This is a genomic window from Rhodococcus sp. ACPA4, assembly GCF_002300185.1.
Taxonomy (GTDB): Bacteria; Actinomycetota; Actinomycetes; order Mycobacteriales; family Mycobacteriaceae; genus Rhodococcus_F; species Rhodococcus_F globerula.
The window spans coordinates 4,562,937-4,582,892 of sequence record NZ_NSDY01000001.1; the positions used below are offsets into that span (position 1 = coordinate 4,562,937).

At 61.9% G+C, this 19,956-nt stretch carries 15 protein-coding genes and 1 tRNA gene; 8 read left to right on the plus strand and 8 right to left on the minus strand.

Annotated features, from left to right (window positions below; all coding sequences use genetic code 11):
• Positions 1 to 143: 143 nt before the first annotated feature.
• Complete coding sequence (locus tag CJ178_RS20905) at positions 144 to 1,553, minus strand: DUF3662 and FHA domain-containing protein (protein WP_095887558.1); 1,410 nt, start codon at positions 1,551 to 1,553, stop codon at positions 144 to 146.
• A gap of 254 nt (positions 1,554 to 1,807) precedes the next feature.
• Here CJ178_RS20905 and CJ178_RS20910 point away from each other — a divergent pair.
• Positions 1,808 to 1,893: transfer RNA gene (locus tag CJ178_RS20910), tRNA-Leu, on the plus strand.
• Positions 1,894 to 1,959: 66 nt separating this feature from the next.
• On the opposite strand, the gene CJ178_RS20915 is transcribed toward CJ178_RS20910, so the two are convergent.
• The 4 genes from CJ178_RS20915 to CJ178_RS20930 form a co-directional block, all read right to left on the minus strand.
• Positions 1,960 to 2,604 carry a DNA alkylation repair protein gene (locus tag CJ178_RS20915; RefSeq protein WP_095888077.1) on the minus strand — a complete coding sequence of 215 codons (645 nt, stop codon included), beginning with the start codon at positions 2,602 to 2,604 and terminating at the stop codon, positions 1,960 to 1,962.
• Positions 2,605 to 2,684: 80 nt separating this feature from the next.
• A complete protein-coding gene (locus tag CJ178_RS32845; protein WP_179300790.1) occupies positions 2,685 to 3,236 on the minus strand; it encodes a DUF6226 family protein in 552 nt (183 codons plus the stop codon).
• A gap of 68 nt (positions 3,237 to 3,304) precedes the next feature.
• The gene (abc-f, locus tag CJ178_RS20925) at positions 3,305 to 4,969 is read right to left on the minus strand and encodes a ribosomal protection-like ABC-F family protein (RefSeq protein WP_095887559.1); all 1,665 of its coding nucleotides are present in this window, start codon (positions 4,967 to 4,969) and stop codon (positions 3,305 to 3,307) included.
• A 223-nt stretch (positions 4,970 to 5,192) separates the two neighbouring features.
• Positions 5,193 to 6,632 carry a phytoene desaturase family protein gene (locus tag CJ178_RS20930; RefSeq protein ID WP_095887560.1) on the minus strand — a complete coding sequence of 480 codons (1,440 nt, stop codon included), beginning with the start codon at positions 6,630 to 6,632 and terminating at the stop codon, positions 5,193 to 5,195.
• 485 nt (positions 6,633 to 7,117) lie between these two features.
• Between CJ178_RS20930 and gltB the strand changes: the two genes are divergently transcribed.
• Both gltB and CJ178_RS20940 read left to right on the plus strand, forming a co-directional pair.
• On the plus strand, positions 7,118 to 11,716 hold the full coding sequence (gene gltB, locus CJ178_RS20935; protein ID WP_095887561.1) for a glutamate synthase large subunit: 4,599 nt from the start codon (positions 7,118 to 7,120) through the stop codon (positions 11,714 to 11,716).
• On the plus strand, positions 11,709 to 13,160 hold the full coding sequence (locus CJ178_RS20940) for a glutamate synthase subunit beta (RefSeq protein WP_045066156.1): 1,452 nt from the start codon (positions 11,709 to 11,711) through the stop codon (positions 13,158 to 13,160). Before gltB ends, CJ178_RS20940 begins: the two co-directional genes overlap by 8 nt.
• Positions 13,161 to 13,245: 85 nt before the next feature.
• On the opposite strand, the gene CJ178_RS20945 is transcribed toward CJ178_RS20940, so the two are convergent.
• A complete protein-coding gene (locus CJ178_RS20945) occupies positions 13,246 to 14,010 on the minus strand; it encodes a helix-turn-helix transcriptional regulator (RefSeq protein ID WP_045066158.1) in 765 nt (254 codons plus the stop codon).
• An 87-nt stretch (positions 14,011 to 14,097) separates the two neighbouring features.
• On the opposite strand from CJ178_RS20945, the gene CJ178_RS20950 reads away from it, so the two are divergent.
• The 3 genes from CJ178_RS20950 (at position 14,098) to CJ178_RS20960 (ending at position 17,276) form a co-directional block, all read left to right on the plus strand.
• Positions 14,098 to 15,264 carry an LLM class flavin-dependent oxidoreductase gene (locus tag CJ178_RS20950; protein ID WP_095887562.1) on the plus strand — a complete coding sequence of 389 codons (1,167 nt, stop codon included), beginning with the start codon at positions 14,098 to 14,100 and terminating at the stop codon, positions 15,262 to 15,264.
• Complete coding sequence (locus CJ178_RS20955) at positions 15,261 to 16,313, plus strand: 2,3-butanediol dehydrogenase (RefSeq protein WP_095887563.1); 1,053 nt, start codon at positions 15,261 to 15,263, stop codon at positions 16,311 to 16,313. The genes CJ178_RS20950 and CJ178_RS20955 overlap by 4 nt, the downstream gene beginning before the upstream one ends.
• 66 nt (positions 16,314 to 16,379) lie before the next feature.
• Complete coding sequence (locus CJ178_RS20960) at positions 16,380 to 17,276, plus strand: cutinase family protein (RefSeq protein ID WP_033235346.1); 897 nt, start codon at positions 16,380 to 16,382, stop codon at positions 17,274 to 17,276.
• Here the strand turns inward: CJ178_RS20960 and CJ178_RS20965 are convergent, their stop codons facing one another.
• The gene (locus CJ178_RS20965; protein ID WP_257013287.1) at positions 17,277 to 17,543 is read right to left on the minus strand and encodes a hypothetical protein; all 267 of its coding nucleotides are present in this window, start codon (positions 17,541 to 17,543) and stop codon (positions 17,277 to 17,279) included.
• On the opposite strand from CJ178_RS20965, the gene CJ178_RS20970 reads away from it, so the two are divergent.
• On the plus strand, positions 17,536 to 18,147 hold the full coding sequence (locus tag CJ178_RS20970) for a hypothetical protein (RefSeq protein ID WP_257013288.1): 612 nt from the start codon (positions 17,536 to 17,538) through the stop codon (positions 18,145 to 18,147). The two genes, CJ178_RS20965 and CJ178_RS20970, sit on opposite strands and share 8 nt — an antisense overlap.
• Before the next feature lie 171 nt (positions 18,148 to 18,318).
• Positions 18,319 to 19,023, plus strand: a complete 705-nt coding sequence (locus CJ178_RS20975) for a hypothetical protein (RefSeq protein WP_257013289.1) — start codon at positions 18,319 to 18,321, stop codon at positions 19,021 to 19,023.
• 8 nt (positions 19,024 to 19,031) lie between these two features.
• On the opposite strand, the gene CJ178_RS20980 is transcribed toward CJ178_RS20975, so the two are convergent.
• Positions 19,032 to 19,937 carry an SDR family NAD(P)-dependent oxidoreductase gene (locus tag CJ178_RS20980; protein ID WP_033235347.1) on the minus strand — a complete coding sequence of 302 codons (906 nt, stop codon included), beginning with the start codon at positions 19,935 to 19,937 and terminating at the stop codon, positions 19,032 to 19,034.
• Positions 19,938 to 19,956 lie beyond the last annotated feature (19 nt).

Below are 19,956 nucleotides of genomic sequence, written 5' to 3' on the forward strand. Positions count from 1 at the left end.
TTCGAGCGTTGTCGACTGGCAGCATCATATGGGGCACGGGGCCCCGAAAGATCACGATACTGACATGGAGTGCCGGAGGCGCGCCGACGGACCGCCCTATGTTCGATTGTTATCGGAATATTCGCCAGCAACCTTCGTCACACTCAGAGGATACGGACCAAGATCTCGGAGTGACCAGCGCGAATGATGTCGCCGTCGGCGAGTTGCCAGTCCTGAACCGGCGCCCCGTTAACTGTGGTGCCGTTCGTGGAACCGAGATCGGACAGCATTGCCGTCCGGCCGTCCCAGCGGATGTCGATGTGACGACGTGAAACACCGGTGTCGGGAAGACGGAACTGTGCTTCCTGGCCGCGGCCGATGATGTTGCTGCCATCGCGGAGCTGGAAGTGGCGTCCACTGCCGTCCTCGAGCTGGAGGGTTGCCGTCACAGCAGCCTGCGGGGCTGCGGGCGCGTAACCACCCTGGTTGTAACCCTGCTGGGCGTACGACTGTGTCTGGTCGTAGTTGCCGCCCTGATTGTTGTATGCCTGCTGGTCGTAGCTGCCCTGATCGTAAGACTGAGCGTCGTACGGCTGCTGCTGGTAACCCTGCTGGTCGTAGCTGCCCTGATCGTAAGACTGGGCGTCGTACGGCTGCTGCTGGTAACCCTGCTGGTCGTAACCACCCTGGTACGCCTGCTGGTTGTAACCGCCCTGGTCGTAGGACTGCTGATCGTAGGCAGGCTGCTGGTAGCCGCCCTGCTGAGCGTCGTAGGGCTGCTGCTGGTAACCCTGCTGGTCGTAGCTGCCTTGATACGCCTGCTGGTTGTTGTTGTACGGCTGCTGCTGATAGCCCTGCTGGTTGTACCCGCCCTGGTCGTAGGGCGCCTGCTGCGGCTGATCGTCACCGGTGCGGTAACCGTCGCCGCGGTCGTACCCGTTCTGCGGCGGCGCTTCCTGGCCCCGTGGTGCCGGGTAGTTGCCGTCGTCGTGTGAGTATCCGTTGCGCGCCGGCTGCTGATCGGGCTGGCGACCAGCCGGTTCGCGGCTGGACTCGTAGCCTGAGTTCTGCGTCATGGTGCCGGCTCCTGGTTGTGACGGGACTGGATTCGAAACAAGGGGAACAATAGGTGCAGGTGATTGTGGCGGTCGAGACGATACCTGCGGAACATTGGACCGGGGCGATGCTTGGTCGGCATCGTCGTCCGGGTCGACAGTGCCGCGGGTGCGGAACTGACCGGTATGCAATGTAGGCGAGGGCTCGAAAGTCACCGAAATATCGCCATACGTCTGCCAGCCCTGATCTCGGATGAAATCCTGCAGATGCCGGCTGAAAGCCTTGATAGTGAGGTCGCGGTCGGCCGCCAACTCCTCGTGATCCGAATTGTTGATCGTGATCACATAGTGGTTGGGGGCAAGGAGAATTCCGCCGCCGAGGTGCTCGACGCGGTCGCGCGCTTCCTGTTGGAGCGCAGCCTCTACTTCTTGCGGTACGACGCCGCCGCCGAAGACACGTGCGAATGCGTCGCCGACAGCTCCTTGAAGCTTTCGCTCAAAACGCTGAACGATGCCCATCGGGGTCTCCTCTCGCTTCGCATTTCCCGGTGGAAAAATGCTCGGCAACTAGCGCCGGCATCGCCCACTCGCGTGTCGTTCGAACTGCTGTCAGGTTCCACGGTACTGTCAAACGGCTGTTCGGCAGTATCTGCCTCTGGTTCCTGCATGATATCGGTTCCTCCCACTGAAGTACCCTGTGTTCTTCGTTTCATGCCGTGACCAGTACGAATAGAAGTTTCAAATGTTGTCGTGATAATGTTTCGACGTTGCTCGGGCGAGTGGCGGAATGGCAGACGCGCTGGCTTCAGGTGCCAGTGTCCTTAGGGACGTGGGGGTTCAAGTCCCCCTTCGCCCACCACAGACGAGGCCACAAACTCTTTCGAGTTTGTGGCCTCGTTTTTTGTTGGTTGAGGTAGTCCGGAAATTACGCGTTGTTCTGTCGTCGGACCATCTCGTTGATCCAGATGGGTGCAAACGGAGATGTGCAGTTCGGGGGAGTCGGGTAATCCTCGAGTACCCGCAGCCGTTCGCCTATGTCGATTGCCCGGGCGCGGTACTCGGCGTGCTCGATCCCGATCTGAGCCAGGGTGTGGTTCATCGCCCACTGCAAGCGATCGGGGGCGTCCTTCATCTCCGCCTCGATGACGTCGAGCAGACGCGCTAGGTCGAGGCCCTCGGGTTTCTTCGCCACGCGCTCGGTGGTCAGTGCCCAACCGGCGCTCGCGACCACTGGATCCGAATCGCCTGACCAGGCGAGGCGCAGTTCCTCGGAGTGCGGGTTCTTCTTCACTACGTAGTTCACGAGCCAGTCGTGAACCTTGGGAGTGCGGGCCTCCCGCAACATGGCGTCCAACTCGTCGCGGTCGAACGCCTTCGGACGGCAGATCAGAATCGCCAACAAGCGAGCCGCGGTGTCATCCGTCTTCCAAAGCTGTTGTGCGAGTTCCTGCTGCGTCTTCAGCCGCTTCGCGATGGCGCGCAATTTGGTGAGGTTTACGCCGTGGTTGTCGCCGTGCTTCTCGTTCACCGCGCGGACCTTCGGATCCTCGAGCGCGGCCAATTCGGCCATCACCTCGGCCACTGTTGTAGCGGCTACCCCGGTTTTATCGACCACCTCAGCCTCCTCTCTTTCGCGTCTGAGATTTCAGTCTAAGAGGGCAGCGTCGTTGACCACGGCCTCCACCGCCCATCCGCTGGCGGTTGCACCGGTGTGACCCGAAGCTCAGCGGCTCGCTCCCCGGACAGAGGCGTTTTGCCGCTACGCCCCCAGCCATTGCCGTCCCAGGAATGTTCGAGCACTGGCCGAAGATTGCCACTGATGCGTTCGGAGAGCTGCCCGGCGGTCAGAGCTTCTGTGTATTCAGCCAATTCCCGTACGACGTCTTCGGCATCCTCACCGCACGCATCACATCCGCAGGAGGGGAGCGCGATGTGCTGCCACGCGCCTGCGTCGAGGTACAGCCCGGGAAAAGACGTGAAAGTGATCGTGAGCGGTGCTTGGTCCCGGCGAACGGGAGTTATCCGCACCGTCTCCAACATCGCAACAGTCTTCGACTTCGACGGCGCCGCTGGACCGCGGGAAATCGTCACGTCGAACCTGGATACCAGATCGCGGATCAACTCTTCGGCAGCCGATATCAACGGAGCGAATCGCTCCGGATTCGTCACCCGCCCGTATGCCTCTTCCGGTGGGTCGTCCAACGTTGTATCCCTCCGCTTTGTCCGAAAAGACGTCCCCGCGGGGACGTTTCAGCCACAATTTCCGCGAATCAGAGGACGTTGCCTCCAGACATTACTTTCAAGTGACGTATCTGCCCGATCGCCTCGGCTCGTTCTCGCCACCGACGGTCGTGTGTCACGGTGATGACGACGCCGGGGTAGTCGTTCAGTGCGTCCTCCAGTTGCTCGACCAATTCCGGGGCAAGGTGATTGGTGGGCTCGTCGAGTAGCAGGACGTCACTCGGCACGGTTACGGCTACCGCAACCTCGAATCGCCTGCGTTGACCGACGGAAAGAACCGACAGACTGCGACTCAGATCGTCGGGATGGAACAGTCCGAGTCGCAGTAGTGCCTGGGCGGCGTCATCGCGATAATTGCCTGTGGCACTGGCAAAGGCGTCGAGGACGTTCTGTCGAGAACTGGACGCCACATCTTGACGTAACCAGGCCACGCGAAGGCCGGACCGCTGCCACAGCGTGCCAGTGGTGGGCGCAAGTTCTCCGGCGAGCACACGCAGCAGCGTGGTCTTGCCGACGCCGTTCGGCCCGGAAATGAGCCATCGATCGCCCGCATGCACCTCGAGCGAACTGAGTGTGAGGCGAGGCATGGAGTCGTGAGGTTCGAGACGCACTGCAATTGCCTCGATTACGAGTGTGTCTGCGGCATCGTCGATCGGTGGCGATGCGTCACCTGGAAACGCATGCACGAATCGGAGCGGGTCAGCTGGTCGCGCCGCAGGTTGGGAGTGCAGGCGCGCGACACGTTCCTTTGCCATCCTGATCCGCCCCGTCGCACCGTGATCGCGACTGCGTGCGCGGAACGCGCCGTGGCCAAAGCTTGACTGTTCCTGCTTTCGTGGAATCGCTTTAAGGCGAAGCGCATTCGCAGTGACAAGTGCGTCGTGGCGTGCAACTTCATGCTGCCAAGCCTCGTACTCGCTTGCTATTCGTCGCTGTTCGGCAGCACGTGCGGCAAGGTAACCAGCGTAACCATTTCCGTAGCGGCGTAGTGTTCCATCCTCGATGCGAATGATGTTGTCGGCGAATCGGTCGAGGAACGCGCGATCATGGCTTACCACCACAAGAGCGCCGCGGTGCTCCGAGAGGCGATCTTCCAGCCATCTGATGCCGGCGTCGTCAAGATCGTTGGTCGGCTCGTCGAGCAGCAGCATCTCGGCGCGGGAGGACAACGCTGAAGCTAGTGCGAGCCTGGCGCGTTCGCCGCCGGAGAGTTGGCTGACGAAGCGCGTGCGGTCGAGTCCACCAAGACCGAGCTGTTCAAGGGCGGCATCGACCCGTTGTTCGACTCGGTATCCGTCCCGAGACTCGAAACGCTCCATTAGTGCACCGAGCCGGTTCAGGAGTTCGGGTTGTTCGACGATCGCAGCATGGGCGAGATCTTCGGCGGTTGCCTTCAATTCGGACTCGATCTGCCGCAGGTCTGCGAGAAGTGTGTCGATTGCATCAGCGATTGTCGCTTCGGGAGCAAAGGTTGGTCGTTGCTCCGCCATGGCAATGCCACCAGGGAGTTCGATCTGCTTTTCACCTGAAGTCATCGCTACTGTGCCCGCGAGTATGCCGAGGAGCGTGGACTTTCCGGCGCCGTTGTCGCCGATTACTGCGACACGATCAGTCTCACCGATGACAAGATCAATGTCGCGCAGGACAACGCGTTCGGCGAAGCGGACGGTGCCGCCACGAATGACGCAGTTCATGGTTGTACTTCTTCTCTTGTGCGCGCGTAGTCGAGCGCAGGATGTACGGGAGGGCGACGCGCCGGCTACGACCTGGTCGGTCGGCGTGTTCGAGACCCGCTGCGGAGAAGACTCGACGCAGCGTCCCGTACTAGTAGTTGAGTGAACCCATGGCCCGAAGCTAGCAGACGTTAATCAGTCGGCGCGATGTATTTATTCGAAATAACGTCCCCGCGGGGACGTTTCAGTTCCTGGTCTTCAGCGCCGACTGCGCCGCGTTGTAGCCGCACATCCCGTGGACGCCACCGCTCGGGGGAGTTGCGGACGAGCAGAGGAAGACACCAGGAACTCCGGTGGCATAAGGATCCAACCCGAACCTGGGGCGGGCGATGAGCTGCCTCGGTGTGTTTGCTCCGGCAGAAATGTCCCCGCCGACGTAATTGGGGTTGTAGGCCTCCATCTGCGGGACGTTGCGAACATGCACGCCGACGATCCGGTCCCGGAAACCGGGTGCGAAGCGTTCGATCTGCCGAGTGACGGACTCGGTGACATCACCCGAATATCCATGCGGGACATGTGCATACGACCAGAGTGGGTGGATGTCTCCCACTGATCGTGATGGGTCGGCCAGGAACTGCTGACCCACGAGAATGAATGGTGCTGAGGGCATTTCACCCTGGGCGGTCTGACGTTCGACGGCGGCGATTTCCGGCATCGATCCGGCGAGATGCAAGGCGCCGGCTTTTCGGGCGTGTGGATTCGTCCACGGTACGACGCTTCCGTCGGAGTCGCCGCGCACGGCGTAGTCGACTTTGTAGGCGGCGGGTCCGTAGCGGTACTTGCGGTAGGCCCGCGCAATTCGATCGGGCTGATGGCCGTCGAGGAGTCGAGCGGCGGCGTCGGGTGCGAGGTCGAGCATCACGATGTCGTAGCCGGCCAACGAGGAGAAGTCGGTGACCCGGTTTCCGGTTTCGACGGTGCCGCCGAGGCTGCGCAGAATGGAGGTCAGAGCAGCGGCAATAGAGCCGGAGCCGCCGCGGGCGACTGGCCAGCCGTGTGCGTGGGCGCCTGCGGTGAGCATGAGTCCGCCCGCACTGGACAGTGGGGTAGTCAGCGCACCGAACATGTGCGCGGCGCTGCCACCGAACAGCGCCCGGGCCTGTGGGGTCTTCCACATACGTGCGAAACCAGCTGCGGGGAGAATCGCGCCGGCGCCGAACCTGGCCAGTATCAGCGGGTGTTTCGGGATATGGACGATCGGTTGAAAGACGTCCTCGACCAACGCGTCGAAGTGCTCCGACAGATACCCGAATACCGAGCGCCACCGCTTACCGTCGACGCCCATCTCGTCGGCAGTTCGGTCGATATCGCGCCACAGAACCCCGGCGGTCCCGTCGTCGAGTGGATGGACCAGATCGATTTCGGGCCAGAGCCACTCCAATCCGTGATCGGCGAAGCCGAATTCCCGGTCGAGCCCGCGGAAGAACGGTGATGCCAGCGCGGTGGGGTGGAAGCCCGCGCAGTCGTCGTGGATGAGTCCGTCGACAATGTATTCACTGCTGCGGGTGCCGCCGCCGATCTTGTCGGCGCCTTCGATGACGTGGACCGCGATACCGTGTCGGGCGAGTTCGATTGCTGCCGCCAGTCCGTTGGGGCCGCTGCCCACGACCACCGCTGTTGTCATGCGGCTGAGCGTACGGAAATCGCAGGGAGCGTAGGGAAATCACACGAATGAGATTCCGTTAACAATTGATGCCGCAGCAGCCCTTGGTTGATCGATCAACTTTTGCTACAGTTTCAGACACACTGGCCGCAGCTGATCTTTATCGCTGCGGCCAGTTGTTGCATTTATCGCACTTTTAGGCCGGTTGCCTGGGGATTCGGTATCCTGTGAAGCGGAACTTTTCTGCACGAACGCAGCCCTGAATCTTTCCGAGGCGCTCTCGGGCGTCCTGCATCGCCGCAGTTCAGAGCAAATATAGGGCTACCTTAGTTGCGCGCATGCTGGGGTTCTGAATTATCGTTTTCGTTACACGGTTGACTCGCAGAAGTTTCAACCGACTGTGCCGGACACATCGTCGTGCCGGTGCTTACGAACTTGCATTGCAAGTTGATGACCATCAGCGTTGCTGGTCGTCGGTGCATATTTATGGCATACGAAGGCTGGGTATGAAGCAACTTCCAGGCCCCCAGGGCCTCTATCACCCGTCCAATGAGCACGACTCCTGTGGAGTCGCATTTGTTGTCGACATGAAGGGTCGCCGCAGTCGCGACATCGTCGAAAAGGCGATTACCGCTCTGGTGAACCTCGAGCACCGCGGCGCTGCCGGATCCGAACCCAACACGGGTGACGGCGCAGGCATCCTGCTGCAGGTTCCTGACAAGTTCTTCCGAGCTGTCGTGGACTTCTCGCTGCCCGCCGAAGGCGCGTACGCAACGGGTATCGCATTCCTGCCCCAGGGCGACGCCGAAGCTCACGAGGCTGCTGCCGCGGTCGAGAAGATCGTCGTCGAAGAGGGCCTGACGGTTCTCGGTTGGCGTGAGGTCGGAACCGACGACTCGTCGCTCGGCGCATTGGCGCGCGACGCGATGCCGACGTTCCGTCAGATCTTTATCGGTTCCGAGGGTGACAAGTTCACCGGCATGGACCTGGAGCGTCGTGCTTACGTCGTGCGTAAGCGCACCGAGCACGAACTCGGCAGCGCGGGCGCAGGCAAGGGCGGCCCGGGTAGCGAGACGGTGTACTTCCCCAGCCTCTCCGGCCAGACCTTCGTATACAAGGGCATGCTCACCACCCCGCAGCTCAAGGGTTTCTACCTGGATCTGCAGGACGATCGTGTCGAGAGCGCGCTGGGCCTCGTCCACTCGCGCTTCTCCACCAACACGTTCCCGTCGTGGCCGCTGGCGCACCCGTTCCGTCGGGTCGCTCACAACGGTGAGATCAACACGGTCACCGGCAACGAGAACTGGATGCGCGCTCGCGAGTCCCTCATCGACAGCGACGTCTTCGGTGGCCGCGAGAACCTCGAGAAGATCTTCCCGATCTGCACCCAGGGCGCATCCGACACCGCTCGTTTCGACGAGGTGCTCGAGATGCTGCACCTCGCCGGCCGCAGCCTGCCGCACGCAGTTCTCATGATGATCCCGGAAGCCTGGGAGAAGCACGAGAGCATGGACCCCGCTCGTCGGGCGTTCTACGAATACCACTCGGCTCTCATGGAGCCTTGGGACGGACCGGCGTCGGTGTGCTTCACCGACGGCACCGTCATCGGCGCCGTGCTGGACCGCAACGGTCTGCGTCCGTCGCGTCTGTGGATCACCGAAGACGGCCTTGTCGTCATGGCGTCGGAGGTCGGCGTTCTGCCGATCGATCCGTCCACCGTGGTCAAGAAGGTCCGCCTGCAGCCCGGCCGCATGTTCCTCGTGGACACGGCTCAGGGCCGGGTCATCAGCGACGACGAACTCAAGTCCGAACTCGCTGCCGAGCACCCGTACCAGCAGTGGATCGACGAAGGTCTGATCCACATGGACGATCTGCCGGATCGCCCGTACACGTACATGTCGCACGAGCGGGTCGTTCTGCGTCAGCAGCTCTTCGGTTTCACGAGCGAAGAGGTCAACCTGCTCGTCAAGCCGATGGCTCTCTCGGGTGCCGAGGCTCTGGGCTCGATGGGTACCGACACCCCGATCGCCGTGCTCTCCGCACGTCCTCGGATGCTGTTCGACTACTTCTCGCAGCTGTTCGCTCAGGTCACCAACCCGCCGCTCGACGCTATTCGTGAAGAGGTTGTCACCAGCCTCGGTGCCACACTCGGCCCCGAGGGCGACCTGCTGCACCCGAGCGCTGATTCCTGCAAGCAGATCGCGCTCCCGCAGCCGATCCTGCACAACGACGATCTGTCGAAGCTTGTTCACGTCAACGACGACGGCGAGTTCCCCGGCTTCCGCAGCGTTGTCATCCGTGGCCTGTACCCCGTCAAGGAAGGCGGCGACGGTATCCGTCGTGCGCTCGACGGCATCAAGTACCAGGTTTCGCAGGCAATCGCGGGTGGCGCACGCCTCGTCGTGCTCTCGGATCGCGAGTCCACCGAGGATTACGCACCGATCCCGTCGCTGCTCCTGACCTCGGCTGTGCACCACCACCTGGTTCGTGAGAAGTCGCGCACCAAGGTCGGTCTCATCGTCGAGGCCGGCGACGCCCGCGAGGTGCACCACATGGCGCTCCTGATCGGCTTCGGTGCTGCCGCGGTCAACCCGTACATGGCTTTCGAGACCATCGACGAGTTCCTGCAGAACAAGGAACTCGAGGGTCTGACCCTCGAGAAGGGCATCGCCAACTACATCAAGGCAGCCGGCAAGGGTGTCCTGAAGGTGATGTCCAAGATGGGCATCTCGACGCTCGCGTCGTACACCGGTGCTCAGCTGTTCCAGGTCATCGGCCTGTCGCAGGAGCTGACGGACGAGTACTTCACCGGACTGCAGTCGCAGCTCGGCGGTATCGGCCTCGATCAGATCGCGGCCGATGTCGCTGCACGTCACCGCGTCGCGTACCTCGATCGTCCGGAAGAGCGCGCTCACCGCGAGCTCGAGGTCGGCGGCGAGTACCAGTGGCGTCGTGAGGGCGAGTACCACCTGTTCAACCCGGACACGGTCTTCAAGCTCCAGCATGCAACTCGCACCGGTCAGTACGAGGTGTTCAAGGAGTACACGACCATGGTCAACGACCAGTCGGAGCGCCTTGCGGCTCTGCGTGGTCTGTTCGACTTCAACATCGGCAAGCGGCCGTCGATCTCGATCGACGAGGTCGAGCCGGCCAGCGAGATCGTCAAGCGTTTCTCGACGGGTGCGATGAGCTACGGTTCCATCTCCGCCGAGGCTCACGAGACCCTCGCCATCGCGATGAACCGTCTGGGCGCTCGCTCCAATTCCGGTGAGGGCGGCGAACATCCGTCACGCTTCACGCCGGACGAGAACGGTGATTCGCGTCGCAGTGCGATCAAGCAGGTCGCTTCGGGACGCTTCGGTGTCACGTCGCACTACCTGACCAACTGCACCGACATCCAGATCAAGATGGCGCAGGGAGCCAAGCCCGGTGAGGGCGGCCAGCTTCCGGCTCACAAGGTGTACCCGTGGGTGGCCGAGGTTCGGCACTCCACGCCTGGCGTCGGACTCATCTCGCCGCCGCCGCACCACGACATCTACTCGATCGAGGATCTCGCTCAGCTGATCCACGACCTGAAGAACGCCAACCCGCAGGCCCGCATCCACGTGAAGCTGGTCTCCGAGGTCGGCGTCGGAACCGTCGCGGCCGGTGTCTCCAAGGCACATGCCGACGTCGTTCTGATCTCCGGTCACGACGGTGGCACGGGTGCCACCCCGCTGACCTCCGTCAAGCACGCCGGCGCACCGTGGGAACTCGGCCTCGCCGAGACCCAGCAGACGTTGCTGCTCAACGGTCTTCGTGACCGCATCGTCGTGCAGGTCGACGGCCAGCTCAAGACGGGTCGCGACGTTGTTGTTGCTGCTCTGCTCGGCGGCGAGGAGTTCGGTTTCGCCACCGCACCGCTGGTGGTCTCGGGCTGCATCATGATGCGCGTCTGCCATCTCGACACCTGCCCCGTTGGTGTTGCGACGCAGAACCCGGTGCTGCGCAAGCGTTTCAGTGGCAAGCCGGAATTTGTCGAGAACTTCTTCATGTTCATCGCCGAAGAGGTTCGCGAGCTTCTCGCGGAACTCGGTTTCCGCACGCTGCTCGAAGCAGTCGGCCAGGTCGACATGCTGGACACCACACGCGCTCTCGATCACTGGAAGGGAAGCAAGGCAGGCAATCTCGATCTGTCGCCGATCCTCACCCAGGTCGAGTCCGCGTTCATGGATCAGGATGTCCACTGCACCGGAACGCAGGATCACGGCCTCGACAAGGCGCTCGATCAGCAGCTGATCGTCTCGGCTCGCAATGCACTCGACAAGGGTGAGCCGGTCGTATTCGAGTCCGCGATCACCAACGTCAACCGCACGGTCGGCACCATGCTCGGCCACGAGGTCACCAAGGCGTTCGGTGGAGAGGGCTTGCCCGACAACACCATCGACATCACGTTCACCGGTTCCGCCGGTAACAGCTTCGGTGCTTTCGTGCCCCGCGGTATGACCCTGCGCCTGAACGGCGACGCCAACGACTTCGTCGGCAAGGGCCTCTCGGGTGGACGCATCGTCGTACGCCCGCCGCTCAACGCAGCGGAAGGCTTTGTCGCCGAGGACAACATCATCGGTGGCAACGTGATCCTGTTCGGCGCGACCAGCGGCGAGGCTCTGCTGCGTGGGATCGTCGGCGAACGCTTCGCAGTCCGTAACTCCGGCGCCACTGCCGTCGTCGAGGGTGTGGGCGATCATGGTTGCGAGTACATGACCGGCGGCAAGGTGGTCATTCTCGGTAAGACCGGACGTAACTTCGGTGCCGGCATGTCCGGTGGCGTCGCCTTCGTCTTCAATCCGGACCGTGATTTCGAAGCCAACGTCAACAGCGAACTGGTGGATATCGAGGACCTCGAGGGCGACGAGTACGTCTGGCTCAAGAGTGTCATCGAAAGGCACCGCGACGAAACAGGTTCCGAGGTTGCTGCGCGGATCCTCGCGGACTGGTCCCAGCAGGTGACCCACTTCGCCAAGGTGATGCCGCGTGACTACAAGAAGGTACTGATGGCAATCAAGGACGCCGAAATCCGCGGCGCAAACGTCGACGAGGCAATCATGGAGGCAGCTCGTGGGTGATCCAAGCGGTTTCCTGAAGCACGGTTCGCGCGAATTGCCGGTCCGTCGTCCCGTTCCACTGCGCTTGCTCGACTGGAAAGAGGTGTACGAGGAGTTCCCGAAGGAAAACCTCAAGACCCAGGCCAGCCGTTGCATGGACTGTGGAATTCCGTTCTGCCACAATGGTTGCCCTCTCGGAAACTTGATTCCCGAGTGGAACGACCTGGTGTACAAGGACCACTGGCACGACGCTATCGAGCGTCTGCATGCGACCAACAACTTCCCGGAGTTCACCGGTCGCCTGTGCCCCGCGCCGTGTGAGGCGTCCTGTGTCCTGGGCATCAACCAGGATCCGGTCACCATCAAGCAGGTCGAGGTCGAGATCATCGACAAGGCCTTCGACGAGGGATGGGTCAAGCCGGTTCGCGCCGCTCGTTCCACCAACAAGCGCGTCGCAGTTGTCGGCAGTGGTCCGGCCGGTCTGGCTGCAGCGCAGCAGCTGACCCGCGCCGGTCACGCAGTGACGGTCTTCGAGCGGGCTGACCGCATCGGTGGCCTGCTGCGCTACGGCATCCCCGAGTTCAAGATGGAGAAGCGTCACATCGACCGCCGTCTCGAGCAGATGGAAGCCGAAGGCACCGTGTTCAAGACCAACGTCAATGTGGGCGTGGACATCACGGCTGACGAGCTGCGCGAGCAGTTCGACGCAGTGGTTCTGGCCGGCGGCGCTACCGCAGCTCGCGACCTGCCGATCCCCGGCCGCGAACTCGACGGCATCCACCAGGCTATGGAGTACCTTCCGATCGCCAACCGCGTTCAGCTCGGTGATCTCGATGCTCCGACCATCGATGCCAAGGGCAAGAAGGTTGTCATCATCGGTGGCGGCGACACCGGAGCCGACTGCCTCGGTACCTCGCACCGTCAGGGCGCTGCCAGCGTCCATCAGTTCGAGATCATGCCGCGCCCGCCGGAGACTCGCGCCGAGCAGACTCCGTGGCCGACATACCCGTTGATGTACCGCGTGGCTTCGGCTCACGAGGAGGGTGGCGAGCGCCTGTTCTCCGTCAACACCGAGAAGTTTGTCGGTGAAGACGGCAAGGTCACCGGCCTCAAGGCTCACGAGGTGGAGATGAAGTCGGGTCGCTTCGAGAAGGTCGAGGGCTCGGACTTCGAGCTCGAAGCCGACCTCGTGTTCCTGGCGATGGGCTTCGTCGGACCCGAAAAGCCGGGTCTGCTCACCGATCTCGGTGTCGACCTGAACGAGCGCGGCAACGTCGCCCGTACGTCCAAGTGGAACACCAACGTCGACGGTGTCTTCGTGGCCGGCGACATGGGCCGCGGTCAGTCCCTGATCGTCTGGGCCATCGCCGAAGGGCGTTCCGCAGCAGCCGCTGTGGACACCTACCTCGAAGGTGAGACGGCGCTTCCGGCTCCGATCCTCCCGACGGCGGCTCCGCAGCGCTAGTCGCACGAGATAAGACAAAACCGCACCCCACCACGACGGTGGGGTGCGGTTTTTCGTGAAGCCGGTTTATCCGAGTGGCGACTGATCAGAAAGATTGGCGTCGAACATCGATCGCCAGCTCGGTGCGGGACGCGCATCCGGTCGCAGCAAGGATTCGGCTGACGTACTTCTTGACGGTGTCCTGGGTGAGATTCAGTTGCCCGGCGATCGAGGCATTACTGCGGCCGTCGGCGACCAATGTTGCTACCTCTCGTTGGCGTGCCGTGAGCTTTGCAAACAGGTCGAGTCCTGGCAGGGTCTGGAGGCCGCGAGTGAGTATCGAGAGCTGCCGGGCCAAGAGTCGAAGAGCCAGAAGATCTTTCGGCCTTATCGCATCTTTGTCGGGATCGAACAGCCCGATCAGTGCATGCCCGCCCGCCGCGAGATCGAGGTGCATCGCAGTGATCGAATGCATCTGGTGCGGATGAAGATATTCGTGAACGTAAACCGCCGCAGGCTTGGGTAGCCCGCCCAACTCGGAAAGTGACGCGACTCTTGTCGATTGGAGCTGCTGCCGTGCTTGCGGGAGATTGAATACGTCGTGGCGTGCCCAATGTTCTTGGTAATTCGCCTTGATCGTCTCCCAGCTGCCGGAGCCGGAGCCGGCAGCTGTGACCGTGGCGTTCCGGTCGGTGAACTGGCTCTCGAAGGTGTCGCCTACGAAACAGGATGCGTGCCGGATGGGGAATGCTGCGGGTATCGCCTCGACTATGACGTCCCGGAACTCCGTCACCGTTCGCACCGAATCGCAGCGATCGAGGACTGCGAAAACCCGCTCGTATTCGACGGCGGTCAACGCGATGTCACTCACTGATGTCCCCCAAAGTGCACTGGTGCTGAGCTAGAACTAATTCTAGCGTCGTATCGACTGGTTCAATCGATATTGAGGAGTATTTCCATGGGCAGGCTACGTTTCGGTGCTTTCGTAGCACCGCATCATGCGGTTGGACAGAACCCGACGCTCGCGTTGCAACGTGACCTGGAGCTGGTGGAGCACCTCGATCGTCTCGATTTCGACGAGGCGTGGATCGGTGAGCACCACAGCGCGGGCAGTGAGATCATCGGCAGCCCCGAGATCTTCATCGCCGCAGCGGCAGAACGCACCAAACGGATCAAGCTCGGCACCGGTGTGACGTCGCTCAGTTACCACAACCCACTTTGGGTCGCGGACCGGTTGGTGCTTCTCGATCACCTCACTCGTGGCCGCGTAATGCTCGGTGTCGGTCCAGGTTCACTGCCGACCGACTCGTCGATGATCGGACTCGATCCCACGGAGTGCCGCGAACTGCTCGAGGACAACCTCGACATCGTGGTACGACTGTTGAACGGTGAGCGCGTCACCGCTAAGACCAAGACGCACAATCTGGTCGACGCGCAACTGCAGCTTCGTCCGTACTCGCACCCGATGTTCGACATCGTGGTCGCCGGAGTGGCCTCGCCGACCGGACCCCGGTTGGCCGGTAAGCACGGTCTGGGGTTGCTCTCGATCGGTGCGACCCTCACGCCGGAAGGCTTCGACGCGCTCGGTCATCACTTCGGGATCATGGAGGAACGTGCCACCGAGTTCGGTACCGTCGTCGATCGTGACCAGTGGCGACTGGTGTGCCCCATGCACATTGCGGAGACGGAAGAGCAAGCGCAGGAAGATGTGCGGTTCGGGCTCGGAGAGTGGATCGACTACTTCGGCAAGGTCGCGGCGTTCCCGCACTTCGGCTCCGGCGGCGCCGACATGGAACAGATGATCGCGTACATGAACCACTCCGGCATGGGCGTTATCGGAACTCCGGCTCAGGCGCGGGAACTGGTCGGCAAACTCGTCGAGCAGTCAGGTGGGTTCGGATCGATGCTGATCATGGGTACCGACTGGGCGAACCCCGCCGCAACTCGGCGCTCGTTCGAGTTGATCGCGCAGCAAGTGGCGCCGCACTTCCAGGGACAGTCGCAGCCCACATTCGACGCGGCGACCAGGGCGGGCAAGGTACGCGAAAGTCACAACGAGGCACAACATGCCGCGATTGCGCACATGACAAAGAAGTACGAAGACGAATTGGCGGCAAAGGCATGAGGGCGGCTGTCCTGTATGGCGTCGACGACCTTCGCGTCGAGGATATTCCGGAACCGGAGCTTCGCGAGGGCTACGTGATGGTCGAGGTGGCGTTCAACGGCATCTGCGGCAGCGACCTCGGCTTGATTCACGCTTACGGGATTTCCGATCAGCCGCATCCCTTGACTGGCGCGTGTGGACCGCAGGTCCTCGGCCACGAATTCTCCGGAATCATCTGTGAGATCGGTGCCGGTGTCGTGGACGTGGCTGTCGGAGACCGAGTAGTGGTGGCGCCCAACTATTGCTGTGGTCAATGCGCGCGATGCCGTAGCGGTCTCGAGCATCTGTGTGTAATGACGGCCTTCCATGGGATCAACGCGCATGGCGGAGGATTGTCGGAGCGCACCGCAGTTCCGGCAAGTGCCGTGCATGTTCTTCCGGACTCCGTGACTCTCAGGCAGGGCGCGGTGATCGAACCGCTATCCGTCGCACTGCATGCGGTAGACCTCTCCGGCGCGGCGGCAGGTCAGTTTGCGCTCGTCCTGGGAGCGGGGCCCATCGGTATCGCGACTGCCCTCAACCTCCGGGCCGGTGGAGTGGACCGGATTCTGCTGAGTGAGCCGTCGCCGGTACGCCAAGCCGTGGCCACGAAGATGGGGTTCGACGTGATCGATCCCGGCATCGATGATCTGGCTGCGGCCGTCGCCCAGCGAACGGACGGGAACGGCGCCGACGCGGTGTTCGAATGTGCCGGTGTCGCAGCGACAGTCGAGAGTGCACTGGCATCGGTGCGAGCGCGCGGCGCAGTCGTCCTGGTAGCGACGTACAAGGAACCGCTCCAGTTCAACCCGTATGCGCTGATGTTGACCGAGGCACGAGTGATGTCGTCTCTCTCGTGTTCGCGTAAGGAATTCGAGAGCGTCATCGACCGGATGGCGTCGGGCGCTTATCCACTCGACCACTGGGTGGAATGTGTCCCCCTTGCGGACATCGTGGTCGAAGGAGTTGAGGCGGCGTCCGCTGGTCGCCGGATGAAAGTACTGGTTGAGGTCGCCACAGGAGGGCTCTGACCAAGTATGCTGCTCAAATATCTGCGGTGACTACAGGGGTCTGCCCGATCGGATGCGGGGTGTTTGATGGGTGCAAAGCGCTTTGTTGCGATGTTGTCGGTTGTTGCGGCCGCTGGTGTAGTGCAGGCCGTCGGCGCACCGACGGCGTCCGCAGCGCCCTGCCCCGAACTGTATGTCGTAGCGATTCCGGGAACGTGGGAGCCCTCAGGCGCTTCGCCCGGTGCAGGCATGCTCGCGCCGGTCACCAGTGGCCTCCCGTCGTCGGTGCGAACCGACTACGTCACGTACTCGGCCACCGCTTTCCCATGGGAATCGAATGTCTACGCCAGGTCGAAAAGGCAGGCGGTCGACAATGCGCGCGGCATGATCGGGGCGATGGCGGCGTCGTGCGGCGACACTCGATTCGCGATAGTCGGGTACAGCCAGGGCGCCGACGCGGCCGGCGACCTCGCAGCCGAAATCGGGACAGGCATCGGCGTCGTTCCGCCCAATCGTGTTGCGGGAGTCGGTCTGCTGTCCGATCCGCGTCGCGCCGAGTCCGATGTGTTGATCGGTCCGTGGGTTGGCGGTAACGGCGCCAGTGGTGCTCGGATCGGCGGATTCGGTTGGCTGTCAGCCGATACCGTCACTCTGTGTGCTGCGGGCGATCTGTACTGCTCGACGCCCGAAGACGATTTTGTGATGCGTCTGGCCGGATTCATGGCGCAAGTTTCCGATCCCACTCCGGCAACGGCTCTCTCGTTGCGCGACGAGGCGGCTGTGATCGTTCGTGACTTGATCACTGCTGGTGGGCTTCCCGCTCTCATGGCACAACTTGATCCCGGTGCCAACGATCGACGTGTCGATCAGTTAGTCGATTTTTACGGATCGCAGGTCCATACCGACTACACCCGCTATGTGGTCGATGGTTCGGGCACAACGGCGACGTCGTGGCTGCACAACTGGCTGGCCGGTAAAGCCTGATCAGCAATACGTGTTTTCTGCTGTCTCCACATAGATTTCGGCGATTCGCTGTGACGGCATCGGAGTGATCTGGGCATACACGTCGCCAACTGCCTTGAACTCTGCGAGCACCTCGGATCGCGGCATGCCCTGGGCGATTGCGTTGCAGGTTCCGTCGGCATAGAGGATCTCGGCGGAATCCATGCCGCTCGGGGGGATGGCCGAGTCGATTCCCGGGGCTGCTGTTTGTCCGGCGACCGCCGAATCCTGTGTGTCCGTTGTGGTCAACAGCGGGACCTTCAACAACAACGGGTTCAACCTGCCCATTGGTGACGGTGACATGATCATCGCGGCAGAGGCCGGTGCGGGCGAGGGTGTGAGTACTGTTCTTCTGCCACGCGATGACGGTCATTTCGGTGTTTACGCCAAGCCGATGACCGTGCCGGGTGGAGTACTCGGTATCGATCTTCCGTTCAACAATCTATTCGGTTTGGCGGGAGTCACGGCTGAGGTGCAGGCGGTGGGCGTGCCCGTCTTCAACGATCTGATCACCAACATGGACATCAGCCTTCCGGTTCGGATGAAGATCAACAACGCGTTCCTCGGCAACAACTGCTACCTGGGATCCGAAACGGCGCCGGTGAACTTCCACCTCACACCTACGGCCGACTCCAGTCCGGCTTTCGAAGTAGCGCCCGTCGGGCTCGTTGAAGGTCAGCCCGGTCAAGAGTGCGACAACCGATTTCGCTATTCCGTCTGCCAGTGGTTGTGGCCCGTTCGGAGTGTTGAATCCGATCGTCAATTGGCGCGCCAAGGCGCCGGCAACTTCGGGTACGTCGCTCAATACGGTGTCCACGGCATACCTGTTCCCGGGCGGTATCGACGGATCTGATCCGCTCGACGACCTCGGTGGTGGAACAGGCTCACTCGGTTCGAGCGGTAGCTCGGGTTCCTGACCGTTCTTGCCGCGCTTCGGCTTCGGTTGCCTCATATTTGCCCGTAGCTCAGTATTGTCAGCGGAAGTCATTGTCTGCTGTTCACTACATACGGGGGAGATTCATCGATGAATCATGTTCGAGTTCTGACTTGGACGGCTGCAGGTGCTGTGGGAGTCGCAATATTCACTGGCGCACCTGTAGTTGCCGAACCTTTGCCTCCGGTGCCATCGGTGGTAGCGGTCAATTCGATCGAGCTCGCTCGCTCGCTGCCAATCGGCGCCGAGGTTACGGTGTCGGGAATTGCGACTACGTCGTCCGGGGATTTCGAATCCAGCTTCTATGACAAGGGATTTGGTCTCCAGAGCGGCAATTCGGGCATTTATGTCAGTGATCCTGACAACTCGGTTGTAACTGTTGGTGACCAGGTCGAGGTCAGTGGTGTTCTCGCGGATCAGGAGGGCCTGCTTGTCATTCGTCCGAGCGCGGTCACGCGTCTTGGTTCCGCCCCGGCGGTACGGCCGGAGCGGTTGCCGCTCAGTGCAATCGGAGAGAGCAGTGAGGGACGGCTTGTCACGGTGTCCGGCATCGTCAGCGCGCCGGTCATCGACGATCTGCCGTACGGACACAAGATCTTGGTGTCGGGAGCGGGAGGAAACACTGTCATCTTCGTGAACACGCAGGCGGGTCTCGACCCGGCGTCCATTCTGGTTGGCCGACCGATCACCGTGACCGGCTTCAGTGGGCAGTACGCGGACACGTATGAAGTGCTTCCCCGATCGAAAGACGACGTCCGACAAGGATTTACGGGAAGTCTTTCATTCGGGAGCTAACAGCCGCCTCATAAAGCATTGATGCGGGCTCCGACGCGCATGGAACTCGGGTAGAACCGGCTGAGCCGGTACCCGAGTTTCGCTTCGGGGGTAACGGGCACAATTGCCTTGTTGGTTCGCACTGCCTTGACGATGGCGCTTGCGACCCGGTCGGGTGTGAAGTTTCGACGACGGTAGAAGTTGTCCGCTTTGGTTTGATTACGAAGTTGTTCCGCTGCAGTGGTTCCGGCAAATTCGGTGGTCTTGACGATGTTGGTGTCGACAATCCCCGGGCAGATGGTGCTGACGCCGATTCCGTGCGGAAGTAGTTCTGCGCGCAGGCAATCGGAAAGCATGAACACTGCGGCTTTGCTGGTCGAGTAAGCGGTCAACGCTTTTTGGGGTGTGTATGCCGCGGCGGACGAGAGGTTGACGATGTGTCCGCCGGAGCCGCGTTTGATCATCATCGGTGAGAAGGCGCGGCAGCCGTACACAACTCCCCAGAAGTTGATGTTCATGACTCGCTCGAACTGGGCCACAGTGGTGTCTGCGAAGGTTCCCGAAAAACCGATACCGGCATTGTTGACCACGATGTCGGGAACTCCGTGGTGTGCGGCTACGGTTTCCGCGAATCGAGTCATCGCTAGCTCGTCGGAAACGTCCACGTGATACGCGTGTGCGCCTCCACCGAAGACGGCTTCGGCTCCGCCGGCACTTGCGGGTGAGTTGACGAGTGCGGCTGTGTCCTGGGCGCTTTCGAGGTTGACGTCGCACACAACGACGATTGCGCCCTCGGCGGCAAAAGCGAGCGCGGTCTCGCGGCCGATGCCACTGCCGGCTCCGGTGACAACCACGAGTGTTCCGGTGAGGTCGCGTAGGCGTCGCTGCAGCTTTGCTCCGCGTCGCCAGCTCCCGATGTCCTTCAGTAGTCCCATGCGGTTCAGTCTCATGTGT

Bases quoted from the DNA above. Each gene is read 5' to 3' on its own strand.
- CJ178_RS20905 (WP_095887558.1), bottom strand. From the start codon at position 1,553: ATGGGCATCGTTCAGCGTTTTGAGCGAAAGCTTCAAGGAGCTGTCGGC.
- CJ178_RS20915 (WP_095888077.1), bottom strand. From the start codon at position 2,604: ATGGCCGAATTGGCCGCGCTCGAGGATCCGAAGGTCCGCGCGGTGAAC.
- abc-f (WP_095887559.1), bottom strand. From the start codon at position 4,969: ATGAACTGCGTCATTCGTGGCGGCACCGTCCGCTTCGCCGAACGCGTT.
- CJ178_RS20930 (WP_095887560.1), bottom strand. From the start codon at position 6,632: ATGACAACAGCGGTGGTCGTGGGCAGCGGCCCCAACGGACTGGCGGCA.
- gltB (WP_095887561.1), top strand. From the start codon at position 7,118: ATGAAGCAACTTCCAGGCCCCCAGGGCCTCTATCACCCGTCCAATGAG.
- CJ178_RS20950 (WP_095887562.1), top strand. From the start codon at position 14,098: ATGGGCAGGCTACGTTTCGGTGCTTTCGTAGCACCGCATCATGCGGTT.
- CJ178_RS20955 (WP_095887563.1), top strand. From the start codon at position 15,261: ATGAGGGCGGCTGTCCTGTATGGCGTCGACGACCTTCGCGTCGAGGAT.
- CJ178_RS20960 (WP_033235346.1), top strand. From the start codon at position 16,380: ATGGGTGCAAAGCGCTTTGTTGCGATGTTGTCGGTTGTTGCGGCCGCT.
- CJ178_RS20975 (WP_257013289.1), top strand. From the start codon at position 18,319: ATGAATCATGTTCGAGTTCTGACTTGGACGGCTGCAGGTGCTGTGGGA.
- CJ178_RS20980 (WP_033235347.1), bottom strand. From the start codon at position 19,937: ATGGGACTACTGAAGGACATCGGGAGCTGGCGACGCGGAGCAAAGCTG.